Source organism: uncultured Polaribacter sp., from assembly GCF_947500975.1.
Taxonomy (GTDB): domain Bacteria; phylum Bacteroidota; class Bacteroidia; order Flavobacteriales; family Flavobacteriaceae; genus Polaribacter.
Genome location: NZ_CANMUE010000005.1, coordinates 153767 through 169436, shown reverse-complemented (window position 1 = coordinate 169436; position 15670 = coordinate 153767). Strand labels below are relative to the sequence as shown.

11 protein-coding genes are annotated in these 15670 nt (G+C 29.3%); 4 read left to right on the top strand and 7 right to left on the bottom strand.

Annotated elements, in window-relative coordinates; translation table 11 throughout:
• Positions 1–50: 50 nt before the first annotated feature.
• From rpsU to Q0733_RS07545, 7 genes are all read right to left on the bottom strand, one after another.
• Positions 51–248 (bottom strand): 30S ribosomal protein S21, encoded by a 198-nt coding sequence (gene rpsU / locus Q0733_RS07575; protein WP_015480739.1) that lies wholly within the window; start codon positions 246–248, stop codon positions 51–53.
• 277 nt (positions 249–525) lie between these two features.
• A complete protein-coding gene (locus Q0733_RS07570; RefSeq protein ID WP_298780870.1) occupies positions 526–1692 on the bottom strand; it encodes an acyl-CoA dehydrogenase family protein in 1167 nt (388 codons plus the stop codon).
• A 27-nt stretch (positions 1693–1719) separates the two neighbouring features.
• On the bottom strand, positions 1720–2628 hold the full coding sequence (locus Q0733_RS07565) for a helix-hairpin-helix domain-containing protein (protein ID WP_298780867.1): 909 nt from the start codon (positions 2626–2628) through the stop codon (positions 1720–1722).
• An 11-nt stretch (positions 2629–2639) separates the two neighbouring features.
• The gene (locus tag Q0733_RS07560) at positions 2640–4244 is read right to left on the bottom strand and encodes a sodium:alanine symporter family protein (protein ID WP_298780865.1); all 1605 of its coding nucleotides are present in this window, start codon (positions 4242–4244) and stop codon (positions 2640–2642) included.
• Positions 4245–4319: 75 nt separating this feature from the next.
• Entirely contained in the window at positions 4320–5231 is a 912-nt protein-coding gene (locus tag Q0733_RS07555; protein WP_298780863.1) for an SDR family oxidoreductase, read from the bottom strand.
• Entirely contained in the window at positions 5231–6229 is a 999-nt protein-coding gene (locus Q0733_RS07550) for a TrkA family potassium uptake protein (protein ID WP_298780861.1), read from the bottom strand. Before Q0733_RS07550 ends, Q0733_RS07555 begins: the two co-directional genes overlap by 1 nt.
• Positions 6230–6232: 3 nt before the next feature.
• Positions 6233–6460, bottom strand: coding sequence for a PspC domain-containing protein (locus tag Q0733_RS07545; protein WP_298780859.1), 228 nt, complete (start codon positions 6458–6460; stop codon positions 6233–6235).
• 110 nt (positions 6461–6570) lie between these two features.
• Between Q0733_RS07545 and uvrA the strand changes: the two genes are divergently transcribed.
• The 4 genes from uvrA (at position 6571) to Q0733_RS07525 (ending at position 15619) form a co-directional block, all read left to right on the top strand.
• Entirely contained in the window at positions 6571–9393 is a 2823-nt protein-coding gene (gene uvrA, locus Q0733_RS07540; protein WP_298780857.1) for an excinuclease ABC subunit UvrA, read from the top strand.
• A 45-nt stretch (positions 9394–9438) separates the two neighbouring features.
• Positions 9439–10146 (top strand): TIGR00730 family Rossman fold protein, encoded by a 708-nt coding sequence (locus Q0733_RS07535; protein ID WP_298780855.1) that lies wholly within the window; start codon positions 9439–9441, stop codon positions 10144–10146.
• 113 nt (positions 10147–10259) lie between these two features.
• On the top strand, positions 10260–13025 hold the full coding sequence (locus tag Q0733_RS07530) for an aminopeptidase (protein WP_298780854.1): 2766 nt from the start codon (positions 10260–10262) through the stop codon (positions 13023–13025).
• Positions 13026–13165: 140 nt separating this feature from the next.
• Positions 13166–15619 carry a thiamine pyrophosphate-dependent enzyme gene (locus Q0733_RS07525; protein ID WP_298780852.1) on the top strand — a complete coding sequence of 818 codons (2454 nt, stop codon included), beginning with the start codon at positions 13166–13168 and terminating at the stop codon, positions 15617–15619.
• Positions 15620–15670 lie beyond the last annotated feature (51 nt).

Here is a 15670-nt window from a genome sequence, read left to right as displayed (position 1 = left end):
AATTCAATACGAGATTTATATTTTAAGAATTAGTTAAAGTTATAGTTTTACTAACCTACTTCTTCTTGTGTTCTTAATCTTTGAACATAAGACGCTTTAATTCTTTGAGCTCTTTTAGCTACAGATGGCTTCGTAAAGTTTTTTCTGTTACGCAAGTTCTTCATAGTCTTTGTACGATCAAATTTTCGTTTGTAACGTTTTAAAGCTCTATCTATATTCTCTCCTTCTTTTACAGGTATAATTAACATAAGTTTGCACCTCCCTTCATAGTATCTTTATATTTTGAATAGTTATTAAAAACTATTTGGTTTATTTTTTGGACTGCAAATGTAATTACAAATTATGAATTGACAATTAGTAATTAAAATTATTTTTTGAAGTTACAATTTTGCGTTAGAGATTGAAACGACATCCTTTTTTGTTTTTCACAAAAAAGATATAGTGAAAAGCCCGACCTTTTTAGGAAACGCCCAAGTAAAAACAGTTTTAAAATAACTTAGAATTAAACACTTTAAAACGTTCTTACTAAGTTGCGGGCTTATATTCTTTACCGTCAATTATCATTTTTGCAATAATTTCTTTTAAAATTTCAGATGTTCCTCCTCCAATTGGCCCTAATCTACTATCTCTTAATAAACGTGCCATCGGATAATCTTCCATATAACCATAACCTCCTAACATTTGTAAAGCATCATAAATTACTTCATCTGCCATTTTTGTTGATAATAATTTAGACATACTTGCCTCTTTTACCACATAATGACCATCGTTTAAACGCTTGGTTATTGAGTAATTATATTCTCTACACATATCAACCCTACTTGCCATTTCAGCAATCTTATGCCTTAACGCCTGAAAACGATCTAAAGATTTACCAAAAGCAACTCGCTCTTCCATATAATTTATAGCATAATCTACTGCATATTCTGCTCTTGCATGAGCATTTATTCCCATAATTAATCGCTCTAAAGCAAAATGCTGCATAATGTAAGGGAAGCCTTTTCCTTCTTCTCCCATTAAATTAGAAGTTGGAACCTCTACATTGTCAAAAGCAATTTCTCCGGTATCAGAAGCACGCCAACCTAATTTATCTAATTTAGTTGCAGAAACCCCTTTTGCATTTCTATCAACCACAAAAATGCTAATTCCTTTATACTTATCGGAAGGATCTGTTTTTGCAGCAACTATTAAATAGTCGGAATACACCCCGTTTGTAATAAATGTTTTTGAACCATTTAAAATATACTTATCTCCTTGTTTTATTGCAGTAGATCGCATACCTGCAACATCGCTTCCCCCAAAAGGCTCTGTGATACATAAACAACCAATCATATCTCCTTCTACACTTGGCACTAAATATTTTTGCTTGATAAAATCATCACCTTCTTTATTAAGATGTGTCATAGCTAAATATTCATGCGCCCACATTGCCGCTGCAAATCCACCTGAATTTATTTTCTGTAATTCTTCTAAAAAGATTACTGTATAGAAAAGATCTAGATTCATTCCTCCATATTCCTCAGGAGTTGACAATCCAAAGTAACCCATTTCACCAAATTTTTTCCAAATGAAACGTTCTATATTTCCAGTTTTCTCCCATTTTTCTATATGAGGAACCACTTCTTTTTGTAAAAAATCTTTAAAGCTTTGACGAAATGCTTCATGTTCTTCAGTAAAATACATACTGTTCATAAGCCAATAAATGTGTTTGTTGTTTGTTTATTTAGCTAACAAATATAACACTATTCTGTTATACTTTTCCATAGGAAAATCCTTGATATTTTTTAATTCTGAAATATTTTCAAGTTCAGCTACCGCATCTCTATAATTAAAAATTTTCTTACACAAATCATAATCTATATAAGGGTTTTTAAGAAGCTCTTTAAATGTTACCGTGTTTATATTTACCTTTTTAATTAGAGGTTTTTCAACTATTTTAAACGTAGACAAAACCTTACTTGCTACATCTTTTTCTAAACCCCAAACTTCATACAATTGATTCACTAAAGAAAAACCTTGCAATCTCTTTCTGTACTTTATAATTCTTTCCGATAATTTATCTCCAACTCCGTTAATAGATTGCAAATCTTTTACAGTTGCTTTGTTAATATCTGTAGTTGATAATTTGTATTTTAAACTTTCACTAGCAGATTGCTTCGTTCCTCGCAATGACAACCTTGATTTTTGTTTCACAAACTCCTGATTTCTTTTAGAAACCCAATCTGGAAATTTAAAAAAAGGAGAGATTTTATTTAATAAAGAATCTGAAATTTTTGTTACTTGTTGAAATTCTTTTTTAGAATTGATAAATTTATTGGTTTTTCTAAAAGCTAATAATCTATCAATTTCCAGTATAGACATTCCTAATTGTTCCCCTTTATAATCTGTTATATAATTTGGATTAAAAGGATAAATCTTTGGTTTTCTATTTTCAATTTCAACAATTTTTAAGCTATCTATTTGCTTTTGAAAAGCAATAAGTTCTGATTTATTTACATCTACAATTTCATTTGAAGAAAAACCATCAACAAAAATAAAAACTTGAAGAACAATAATTAACGTTACCAACAAAAAAATCCCATTTCGTTGGTTTTTGTTATACCAGAAATGGGATTTAAATATGTTCATAAAAATAAGCTTTATGCTTTTGCTTCTTTTGAAGCTTTTAATTCTTTAATGGCATCCATATACCTCTTTAATTGTTTTTTAACAACTGGGAATAAAAAGAATAAACCAATCATGTTTGGAAACACCATAGCAAAAATCATTGCATCTGAGAAAGCCCAAATAGAATTCATACTTGCAGAAGCTCCAATAATTACAAATGTTAAAAATAAAAACTTATATGTTAAATCTGCAGCTTTACCTCTACCAAATAAGAATTTCCAAGATTGCAACCCATAATAAGACCAAGAAATCATTGTTGAAACTGCAAATAACACAACGGCTATTGTTAAGAAAACATCTGAATAAGGAATATACTGAGCAAATGCCATTGATGTAATTCCTGCTCCTTCATAAGAAACACCATCAATTAACACAGAACCTTCACCTCCATATTGAAAAGCTCCACCAAAATTAAAAATAATAATCACTAAAGCTGTCATTGTACAAATCACAACAGTATCAATAAAAGGTTCTAATAAAGCTACTAAACCTTCAGAAGCAGAATATTTTGTTTTTACAGCTGAATGTGCAATTGATGCAGAACCTGCTCCTGCCTCATTTGAAAAAGCTGCTCTTTTAAATCCTACTAACAACACTCCAATAACACTACCAACACCAATTGCTGTTGGATTAAAAGCTTCTGCTAATATTAAAGAAATTGCATCATCTATTAATGAAAAGTTACTTAAAATAATATATAAACAAGCTACTAAATACATTACAGCCATTAATGGCACAACTTTTTCAGTTACTTGTGCAATTCTTTTAATACCTCCGATGATAATAATACCTACTAAGATAGCTAGTACCACTCCAATCCAAAATCCTGCACCAGAATTTTCTAAGTTCATTAAATCTTTTAATACTATTGTAGCTTGGTTAGATTGTGCAGCATTACCACCACCAAAAGAACCACCAATACAAAAAATCGCAAAAAATATTGCCGCAATTTTTCCTAAAGTTTTAAATCCTCTTTCTTTTAAACCTTTACTAATATAATACATTGGCCCTCCATAAATAGTACCATCCTCTCCAACATCTCTATATTGAACACCTAATGTACATTCTACAAATTTTGAAGACATACCTAATAACCCACAAATAATCATCCAAAAAGTTGCTCCTGGACCACCTAAAGCAATTGCCAAAGCTACACCCGCAATGTTACCATTACCAACTGTACCTGAAACCGCAGTAGCCAAAGCTTGAAAGTGAGTTACCTCTCCTTCTTTACTTTCATCTCTAATTGTATCTACAATATCTCCATCAATAGCCAAATCTGAATTCACTTCAGAATGCCCTTCATCTAATTCATCATATTTCCCTCTAACAACATTAATTGCAGTAGGAAATCTTCTAATATTAACAAAACCAAAATAAATAGTAAAAAATAATGCACTTCCCACTAATAGAACCAATACTATTGGCACTCCTAAAACTGGAAAAAATACTATATCTGAAACAGCATCTGAAAAAGGTTTAAATGCCTCATCAATTTTTTGGTCTATCCCTTTTTCTTGAGCAAATGTTAGCGATGATATTGCTAGTAAAAGCAATGTAAGAAGTTTTTTCTTCATAATATATTATTGTTAGTTTTTGAATTAGTAGTGCGCAATATGATAAAAAAATGAAGTTTTGACAACTTTTAAGCGTTAAAAGTGATTTTTCATTATAACTTCTTTAAATCTTTGCAAATTTTCTTTAAATGATTTTGGATAAAAATTCAATACATGATTCGTTTTTGATAAATCAAAACCCGTTTTTGCTGGTCTTGGCGCAGTTTGATTCAATGTTGATGTAGAAATTGGTTTAATTAAGCTTTTATCTAGACAAAAAGTTTCTGCGATTTGCTGAGCTATTTCAAAAATACTTAACAATTGATTTGATGATATATTAAAAATCCCAGTTGCATTTTTATCCATAGAAATTTTGCACGCCAAAGCTAAATCTTCAACATACGTTGGTGCTCTGTATTGATCATCAACAATAGTAATTTCTTTTCCTTTTTCTAACATTTCTTTTACCCAAAGTACAATGTTATTCCTACTCATATCAAACACTTTACCGTAGACCAAAATGGTTCTTAAAATAGTATAATTAATATCAGAATTCACTAAGACTTTTTCAGATTTTAATTTTGATTCGCCATAATAACTTAAAGGGTTTGCTGCATCTGTTTCTTTGTAGTTTCCTTTTATTCCATCAAAAATAAAATCTGTAGAAATATGGATTAAATGAGCGTCTAATTCTTTAGAAGTTTCAGACAACCATTTTACAACATCAATATTTAACAAATCACAAGCTCCCCTATTATCTTCACAATCATCAACTTGTGTCATTGCTGCTGTATTAATAATAAAATCTGGATTAATATCTTTTATTGATGATTTTAAGTTTCTCTCATCTGTAATATCAATAGAAACATATTTATAATCACCTCTACCACTTCTATTTTTTCCTCTAGAAAAACCAAAAACCTGATATTTTTCTTTTTCTTGCAACAATAAATTAACCAAAGATTGACCAAGTAGACCATTACTACCTGTAATAATAACTTTTTTCATTAAAATAATTCTCTTAATTTATTAATCTGCTCTGGCCTCCCTAAAACAATTAAATGGGCGTCTTCTACCAATTTTGTTGATGCTTCTGGATTTATAATATAATCTTTATCTGGATTTCTAAAACCAATAACGGTACAACCTGTTTTTTTACGCAAATCTAAATCTAAAATAGTTTTATTCATGTATTTTTTAGGCAACTCATTTACATCAATTTCCTCTAAGTTGGCAGTTGTTTCACCCTCAATAGTTAATCTATCTACAAACTCAATTACATCTGGTGTAACCACTAAAGATGCCATGTGATTGCCCCCTAATTTATCTGGCATAATCACATTATCTGCGCCAGCAATTTTTAATTTATTATAAGAACTTTCTTTAGATGCTCTACTTATTATTGTACAATTTTTATTTAGTTGTCGGGCACTTAAAACCACAAATAAATTATCTGCATCTGATGGCAAAGCTGTAATTAAACTTTTTGCTTTTAAAATTCCAGCTTTTAGTAAAATTTCATCTGTTGTTGCATCACCTTCTACATTTAAAACCTCTTGTTCATCTAAACTTTCTATTAAATTTTTACTTTTTTCAATAACCACAAAATCTTTATCATAGTTTTGTAATTTCAAAATTGCTTGCTTACCATTTCTACCATAACCACATACAATAGTATGTTCTTCTAATCTTCCTATTTGTTTTTCCACTTTTCTATGTTTAAAATGATCAAATAATTTTCCGCTAACCAAATATTCCGAAAATGCTGAAACCGCATAACCAAAAATGGTTATACTCGTTAAAATTAAAAAAATTGTAAATATCTTTTCTTCTGACGAAAAAGGCTGAAGTTCTCCAAAACCTACAGTTGTAACTGTAATTATGGTCATATATAAAGCATCTACAAAATTATAACCAGACAAAAACATGTATCCCAACGTTCCAATTGCAATAATTGAAATTACAAGAAACAATATTTTGTTAATTTTTGAGCTTAAAATATTCATACATTACAAATCAAAAACTGAACTTCTTTTGGTATAAATCATATCTTTTAAACGTAACAAAAAAGCTAATGTTAAATATAAAGCAAAAGACAAACCTGCAGTTACAAAAGAAATATAAATAAAAAACAAACGTACATTTGTGGCACGCATTCCTAATTTATCTGCAAATCTTGATGATACCGCAAAACCATGTCTTTCAAAAAAATGCCTAACAGAGTTAATAATTTTCATTAGATTTTCTTTTAAATGCAAGATAGCATAATTGACGGATTTGTTATCAAATTTTCAATCAAAAATGATTTTGAATCGTTAACTTTGCTTTTTTCCTAAAAACACCTTTTTTGAAAGACCAAGAATACATAGAAGTTTACGGAGCAAGAGCACACAATCTTAAAAATATCGATGTAAAAATTCCACGTGAAAAACTAGTAGTAATTACAGGTTTAAGTGGTAGTGGAAAGTCTTCTTTAGCCTTTGACACCATTTATGCCGAAGGACAAAGACGTTATATTGAAACATTTTCTGCTTACGCTCGTCAATTTTTAGGTGGATTAGAAAGACCTGATGTTGATAAAATTGATGGACTTTCTCCCGTAATTTCTATCGAACAAAAAACAACTAATAAAAGTCCACGTTCTACCGTAGGTACAATTACAGAAATTTACGATTTTCTACGATTATTGTTTTCAAGAGCAGCAGATGCTTATTCTTACAACACTAATGAGCAAATGGTTAGCTATTCCGATCAACAAATTAAAGAGCTAATTCTTACTGATTTTGCAAATAAAAAAGTAGCTATTCTTGCACCATTAATCAAATCTAGAAAAGGACATTATCGTGAGCTTTTTGAACAAATTTCAAAACAAGGCTTTGTAAAAGTTAGAGTTGATGGAGAAATTAGAGAAATAGAAAAAGGCATGCGTTTAGATAGATATAAAACGCATGATATTGAAGTTGTTATTGATAGATTATTAATAAATAAATCATCTGAAAAACGACTTGAAGAAACCATAAAAACAGCTTTATATTCTGGTAATAATATTATGATGATTATTGATATTGATGATAATAATCCTAGATATTTTAGCCGTGAGTTAATGTGCCCAACAACTGGGATTGCTTACCCAAATCCTGAGCCAAATACATTTTCATTTAACTCTCCAAAAGGTGCTTGTAATAATTGTAATGGGTTAGGTATTACCAATGAAATTAACTTAGACAAAGTAATTACAGACAATTCCGTTTCTATAAAAAATGGTGGAATTATTCCTTTAGGAGAACAAAAAAATAGTTGGATTTTTAAACAAATTCAAAACATAGCAGAACGTTACAAATTTAAATTAACTGATGCAATCAAAGATATTCCAAAAGAAGCTTTAGAAATTATTTTAAATGGAGGAAATGAGTCTTTTGAAATAGCGTCTAAAACTGTTGGCGTTACCAGAAATTACAAAATTGATTTTGAAGGTATTATTTCTTTTATCGAAAATCAATATAAAAGTGCAGAAAGCACCTCTATAAAAAGATGGGCTAAAAATTTTATGGATGAAGTTTCTTGTTCAACTTGCCAAGGAAATCGACTTAAAAAAGAAGCTTTACATTTTAAAATTGCTGATAAAAATATTAGCGATTTAGTAAAAATGGATGCCGTTGAATTAGCGAACTGGTTTGAGAATATTGAAAAACAATTATCAAAAAAACAGTTAATTATTGCTGCTGAAATCCTAAAAGAAATTAGAACCAGAATTCAATTTTTATTAGATGTTGGTTTAGATTATTTAACTTTAGACAGAACCTCAAAATCACTTTCTGGAGGAGAAGCACAAAGAATTCGTTTAGCAACTCAAATTGGATCTCAATTAGTAGGGGTTTTATATATTTTAGATGAACCTAGCATTGGTTTACATCAGCGAGATAATGAAAAACTAATAGACTCTTTACTTAAACTAAGGGATGTTGGAAATTCTGTTTTAGTTGTAGAACATGATGAGGATATGATAAAAAATGCCGATTTTGTTTTAGATATTGGGCCTGGAGCAGGAAAACATGGAGGTCAAGTAGTAAGTAAAGGCACTTTTGAAGATTTAAAAACTCATAAAACTTTAACTGCTGATTATTTAACAGGAAGAAAAAAGATTGAAGTTCCTAAAAAACGAAGAGAAGGAAATGGAAATTTCATCAAACTAAAAGGCGCTTCTGGAAATAATTTAAAAAACGTTTCTGTTGAGTTCCCTTTAGGAAAAATGATTTGTGTTACTGGGGTTTCTGGAAGTGGAAAATCTACTTTAATCAACGAAACTTTATATCCAATTTTAAACGCACATATTTATAGAGGTGTAAAAAAACCAATGCCTTACAAGAAAATTGAAGGTTTAGAACATATTGATAAAGTAATTGATATTGATCAATCTCCAATTGGAAGAACTCCACGATCAAACCCAGCAACATATACCAAAACTTTTGATGAAATAAGAAGCTTATTTGCCAAAACACCTGAAGCTGCCATACGTGGTTATAAACCTGGTAGATTTTCTTTTAATGTAAAAGGCGGACGTTGTGAAACTTGCCAAGGTGGTGGCCTTAGAATTATTGAAATGAACTTTTTACCAGATGTGCAAGTTGAGTGCGAAACTTGTCAAGGAAAACGTTTTAATAGAGAAACTTTAGAAATTCGCTACAAAGGAAAATCAATTTCTGATGTCTTAAATATGACTATTGAAGACGCTACAGATTTCTTTGAAATGATTCCTAAAATCCATAGAAAATTAAAAACAATAAAAGATGTTGGCTTAGGATACATTACTCTTGGACAACAATCTACAACGCTGTCTGGTGGTGAAGCACAGAGAATAAAATTAGCATCAGAATTATCTAAAAGAGATACAGGAAATACTTTTTATATTTTAGACGAACCTACAACAGGACTTCATTTTGAAGATATTAGAGTATTAATGGATGTTTTAAACAAACTAGCCAACAAAGGAAATACTGTACTAATTATTGAACATAATTTAGATGTGATAAAATTAGCCGATTATATTATTGATGTTGGTATGGAAGGCGGAAAAAATGGTGGAAAAATTTTATGTACCGGTACACCGGAAGAAATTGCCAAACACAAAACGAGTTATACCGCAAAGTTTTTGAAAAAAGAATTATCTTAGTTAGCTTACTTTTTTAGTAAGTTTACAAAATAAAAAATACAGATTATGACAAATGATGATAGAAAAATAAAAGAAAAATTACAAGCAAAAACTTGGAACGAAATAAAAACTAACGATTCTTGGGCCATATTTAAAATTATGGCAGAATTTGTTGAAGGATATGAAAGATTAAGTAAAATAGGGCCATGTGTTTCTATTTTTGGATCTGCACGTACAAAACCAGATCATCCTTATTATAAATTAGCAGAAGAAGTTGCATACAAATTAACACAAAATGGTTTTGGTGTAATTACTGGTGGTGGACCAGGTATTATGGAAGCTGGTAACAAAGGTGCTAATAGAGGAAAAGGTGTTTCTGTTGGTTTAAATATCGAATTACCTTTTGAGCAACATGACAACCCTTGGATAGATCAAGGTAAAAGTTTAGATTTCGATTACTTTTTTGTTCGTAAAGTTATGTTTGTAAAATACTCTCAAGGTTTTGTTGTCATGCCAGGTGGATTTGGAACTATGGATGAACTTTTTGAAGCTATTACACTAATTCAAACACATAAAATTGGTCGTTTTCCTATTGTTTTAGTGGGAACAAAATTTTGGGGAGGTTTATTAGATTGGATTAAAAACACTCTTTTAGAAGAAGGAAACATTAGTGAAAAAGATTTAAATTTATTTAGAGTTGTTGATACTGCTGATGAAGCTATAGAGCACTTAAACAAGTTTTATGCTAAGTATAAATTGAAACCTAATTTTTAAAATTATTTTCACAAACAAAGCTGTTTAATTTTTTAAAATATCAACCTATAAAAAGACAATAAATTAATTTGAAAGCTAAATGTAAAGTATTTCTTTTTTGTTTTTTTATTTGCATGTTTTCTTATGCTCAAAAAAACTCAATATCACTAAAAGCCACTTTAGATACGGAAAAAGATGAATTGCTTATTCAGCAAGAAATTATTTTTTTAAACAATACAGATTCAATTTTAAAAAACATTTATTTACACAATTGGGCAAACAGTTTTAAAGACAGAAAAACACCGCTATCCAAACGTTTTATAAAAGATTTTAACAAAAAACTATACTTTGCAAAAGAAAAAAAACTAGGTAATTCTACTATAAAAAACCTAACAGTAAACTTTGAAAACACAAGTTTTAGTGAACTTAAGAATCAGTCAGATATTTTAAAAATATCATTAAAAAATACTTTAAAACCAAAAGATAGCGCAAAAATATCTGTTACTTATATTGTAAAAATTCCAAGCGCAGAATTTACCAATTATGGAAAAACCAAAGAAGGTTATCATTTACGTTTTTGGTATTTAACTCCAGCTATATATACAGATAGCTGGCAATTAATGAGCAACCTTAACATTGATGATTTATACGAATGTCAAACTAACTTTAATGCCGAAATTAAGATTCCAAAAAACCTAGTTTTAGAAAGCAACTTACAGCAAACTATAAAACACCAAGCAGGTTTTGCAGAATATACTTTAACAGGAAAAGGAAAAACTGATATTATTTTATCAATCAATAATAAAAAACAATTCAAAACATTCAAGGCACAGAATATTAATATCAAAACAGACATATTTAATGAAGAAATAAGCCATGAAATAAGCTCTAATATTTTAAAAAGAGAAATAAACTTTATTGAAAAATATCTAGGAAGATATCCACATCAAGAAATTTTTATTGATAAAACTACTCAACAAAAAAACCCTATTTATGGCCTAAATCAATTACCAAATTTTATGCGTCCTTTTTCTGATACTTTTAAGTGGGACATAACCATATTTAAGGCTTTAACTAAAAAATATATAGAAAACACTTTACTGTTAAACAAAAGAAAAGATTATTGGTTTTTAAATGGTTTACAAAATTATTTAATGTTAGAATATATTGATGAATTTTACCCAGAAGTTAAACTATTAGGAAATGTATCAAACTTGTGGTTTATTAAAAAATTTAATATTTCAAAATTAGATTTTAATGATAAATATCCATTAATATACCAATTTGTATCAAGAAAATTTTTAGACCAAGCATTAACAACATCTGCAGATTCTTTATCAAATTTTAATAGGAAAATAACTAATAAATACAAATCAGGTTTAGCTTTCAAATATCTAAAAGGCTATTTAGGTGGAAAAATTTTAAACGAAAGTATTAAAGAATTATATCAAAAAAATCATACAAAATTAATTAGCAGTAAAGAGTTTCAAAAAATATTAACCAATAAAACAGATAAAAATATTGATTGGTTTTTTAATGATTTTATTAAAACTAATAAAAAAATAGATTATACAATTGACAAAGTAGCACCAAAAAAAGATAGCATAGATGTTACCATCAGAAATAAAAGAAACATTACAACCCCTGTTTTATTATATGGTTTAAATAATAAAGAAATTATTTTTAAAAAATGGATTAACGATGTTAATGACACCAAAACAATTACACTATCTAGTAAAAATATTAATAAGGTTTCTTTAAATTACGAAAATATTTACCCCGAATTAAACACTTTAGATAACTGGAAAAGTTTAGAAAATAAACTCTTTAATAAACCTTTAAAATTGAGTTTTATAAAAGACATTCAAGAGCCATATTACAATCAACTTTTTTATCAACCAACTTTTGGATATAACTTTTACAACGGTTTACTTTTAGGTGCAAAAATACATAACAAACCATTTATAAAAAGAAATTTAGAAATCTCAATCTCACCTTCGTACGGTTTTAAGAGTAATACAATAGCAGGCTCATTTTCGGTTATGTATAATCAATATTTTGAAAAAACTAACATTTACAAGATTAGATATGGAATTGCAGGATCTACAAGAGATTACAAACAAAATTTATCCTACAATTCATTAATTCCGTTTATAGATATTAGATTTAAAAGGAAATCACTAAGAGATGCCACTTCAGAATCATTTACAGCAAAAATTGTGCATATTGAAAAAGACGTTGCATCATCAGAAATAAAAACCGAACAAGATAATTATAATGTTCTAAGTTTGAACTATAATTATATTAACCCAGATATAATAAAAGAATTTAGATATAATTTTAATGTAGAGTTTGCCAAAAATTTTTCTAAAATTGCTGCAGACATTCGTTTTAGATCGTTAACAGATTCTGATACTCAATTAGATTTTAGGTTTTTTGCAGGTGCTTTTTTAAAAAATAATTCTACCGGAAACTATTTCAACTTTGGTTTAGACAGAACAAATGATTATTTATTTCAGCATAACTATTATGGACGCTCAGAGCAAACAGGTTTTTTTAGCCAACAATTTATAATTACTGAAGGTGGTTTTAAATCTGTTTTACCTACAAGATTTGCCAATCAATATATGGCAGCTTTTAATTCGAGTATTGGTCTTTGGAGATGGATAGAATTTTATAACGATGTTGCCTTTTTAAAAAATAAAAATAAGCCAATTTACTTTGCCTTTAATAACGGCATCAGATTGAATTTTGTTCATAATATTTTCGAATTTTACTTTCCTTTATACTCAAACAATGGTTGGGAAATCTCTCAAAATGCTTATCCAGAAAAAATTAGATTTACATTAACAGGACAAATATCCAGTATTTACAATTTTTTTAGAAGAGGATTTTTATAAAAAACACCCCTATTTTGTTTAATTCACAACAAACAAGTAAATAAACCTGTAAATATTAACATATTCTTAATCATTTTAGATATTTTTAATATATCAACTAAAAAAACTATCTTTGCATAACCAAAATTACAAATAATTGTATGTTGCAAAAAACAATCCCCTCTAAAACCAAAGAAATTTCATTCAATGATTTTAAAGCAGAAGTTCTAAAAGACTACAAAATTGCTAAAATTAGTAGAGAATGTAGTTTATTGGGTAGAAGAGAAGTTTTAACGGGTAAGGCTAAATTTGGAATTTTCGGTGATGGAAAAGAAGTGCCTCAATTAGCCATGGCAAAAGCCTTTAAAAAAGGAGATTTTAGATCTGGATATTATAGAGATCAAACTTTTATGATGGCAATTGGAGAACTTACTGCTCAACAATTTTTTGCTGGCTTATATGCGCATACAGATATTATAGCAGACCCAATGTCTGCTGGTAGGCAAATGGGAGGTCATTTTGCAACTCATAGTTTGTATGAAGATGGCAGCTGGAAAAACTTAACCCAACAATACAATTCTAGCTCAGATATATCACCTACCGCTGGTCAAATGCCTCGTTTATTAGGTTTAGCACAAGCTTCAAAAATTTATAGAAACGAAAAAAGCGTACAAAATAAAACTAATTTTTCTATTGATGGTAATGAGGTTGCTTGGGGTACAATTGGTAACGCAAGCACGAGTGAAGGGTTATTTTTTGAAACCATAAATGCTGCTGGCGTACTACAAGTGCCAATGGTAATGAGTGTTTGGGATGATGAATATGGTATTTCTGTACACGCAAAACATCAAACAACTAAAGAAAGTATTTCTGAAATTTTAAAAGGATTCCAGAGAGATAATGATACAAATGGGTATGAAATTTTTGTTGTAAATGGTTGGGATTATACACAACTTATTAACGTATATCAAAAAGCAGAAAAAATTGCAAGAGAAGAACATGTACCTGTTTTAATTCATGTAAAAGAATTAACTCAACCTCAAGGCCATTCTACTTCTGGATCTCATGAAAGATATAAAGACAAAGCAAGGTTACTTTGGGAAAAAAACCACGATTGCATTACCAAAATGCGTAAATGGATTTTAGATTTTGAACTAGAAACTGAAACTGGAGAAGTTTTACGCTTTGTAGATTCTGAAGAAGAATTAATTTTACTAGACAAAAGTGCAAAAAAAGAAGTTGCTAGCGCCAAAAGAAATGCCTGGAATGCTTACTTAGACGAAATTAAATCCGAACTTTCTAAGACAGCAGAAATTCTTGAAAAAATTGCTAGCAAAAGTAAAAACGGAACATTTATCAATAAATATAGAAACGACTTATTAAGTATTATTGAGCCTACAAGAAAAGATGTTTTATCAACAGCTAGAAAATGTTTACGCTATATAAAAGATGAAAATTTTGTCGAAAAAATAGCATTACAAAACTTTATAAAATCATCACTAAAAAATGCTTATCAAAAATACTCTACACATTTAATTAGTGAAACTGATTTAAGTGCATTAAATCAGCTGGAGAAAAAACCAGTTTATCCTCAAGAAAGAAATTTTGTAGATGCAAGAATTATCATGAGAGATAATTTTGACGCACTACTAAAGAAACATAATGATGTTGTTATTTTTGGTGAAGACGCAGGTTTTATTGGTGATGTTAATCAAGGTTTAGAAGGACTTCAGGAAAAGTTTGGAGATATTAGAATTTCTGATACCGGAATTAGAGAAGCAACCATAATTGGTCAAGGAATTGGTTTAGCAATGCGAGGCTTAAGACCGATTGCAGAAATACAATATTTAGATTACTTATTATATGCTTTACAGATAATGAGTGACGATTTGGCAACCTTACGCTATAGAACTTTTAGCAAACAAAAAGCACCATTAATTATTAGAACAAGAGGTCATCGTTTAGAAGGGATTTGGCATGCTGGCTCACCAATGGGTGGAATAATAAACAACCTAAGAGGCATACACGTTTTAGTACCAAGAAACATGACAAAAGCAGCTGGTTTTTACAACACTTTGTTAGAAGGTGATGATCCTGCCTTAGTTATTGAATGTTTAAACGGCTATCGTTTAAAAGAAGAATTACCTACAAATTTAGGTGAATTTAAAACTCAAATTGGTGTAGTCGAAACTGTAAAAGAAGGAACAGATATTACTATTATTTCTTACGGATCTACTTTACGCTTAGTAGAAGAAGCAGCTAAAGACTTAAGCCAAGTTAATATTGATGTAGAAATTATTGATGCACAAAGTTTATTACCTTTCGACATCAATCATGATTGTGTAAAAAGTTTAGCCAAAACAAACAAATTACTAATTGTTGATGAAGATGTTCCTGGTGGAGCTTCTGCCTATATTCTACAAGAAGTTTTAGAAAATCAAAATGGTTATCAATACTTAGACAGCAAACCAGCTACATTAACCTCAAAAGCACACAGACCTGCTTATGGTACGGATGGTGATTACTTTTCAAAACCTTCTGCAGAAGATATTTTTGAAAAAATATACGAAATTATGCATGAGGCAAATCCAAATAAATTTAAGAGTTTGTATTAAAAAAAATAGTATAAATATTTTTACAAAAACTCAAACTAAAAAGTTTGAGTT

Excerpts from the sequence above, each read along its gene's own strand:
- rpsU (WP_015480739.1), bottom strand. The coding sequence starts at position 248 with ATGTTAATTATACCTGTAAAAGAAGGAGAGAATATAGATAGAGCTTTA.
- Q0733_RS07570 (WP_298780870.1), bottom strand. The coding sequence starts at position 1,692 with ATGAACAGTATGTATTTTACTGAAGAACATGAAGCATTTCGTCAAAGC.
- Q0733_RS07565 (WP_298780867.1), bottom strand. The coding sequence starts at position 2,628 with ATGAACATATTTAAATCCCATTTCTGGTATAACAAAAACCAACGAAAT.
- Q0733_RS07560 (WP_298780865.1), bottom strand. The coding sequence starts at position 4,244 with ATGAAGAAAAAACTTCTTACATTGCTTTTACTAGCAATATCATCGCTA.
- Q0733_RS07555 (WP_298780863.1), bottom strand. The coding sequence starts at position 5,231 with ATGAAAAAAGTTATTATTACAGGTAGTAATGGTCTACTTGGTCAATCT.
- Q0733_RS07550 (WP_298780861.1), bottom strand. The coding sequence starts at position 6,229 with ATGAATATTTTAAGCTCAAAAATTAACAAAATATTGTTTCTTGTAATT.
- Q0733_RS07545 (WP_298780859.1), bottom strand. The coding sequence starts at position 6,460 with ATGAAAATTATTAACTCTGTTAGGCATTTTTTTGAAAGACATGGTTTT.
- Q0733_RS07535 (WP_298780855.1), top strand. The coding sequence starts at position 9,439 with ATGACAAATGATGATAGAAAAATAAAAGAAAAATTACAAGCAAAAACT.
- Q0733_RS07530 (WP_298780854.1), top strand. The coding sequence starts at position 10,260 with ATGTTTTCTTATGCTCAAAAAAACTCAATATCACTAAAAGCCACTTTA.
- Q0733_RS07525 (WP_298780852.1), top strand. The coding sequence starts at position 13,166 with ATGTTGCAAAAAACAATCCCCTCTAAAACCAAAGAAATTTCATTCAAT.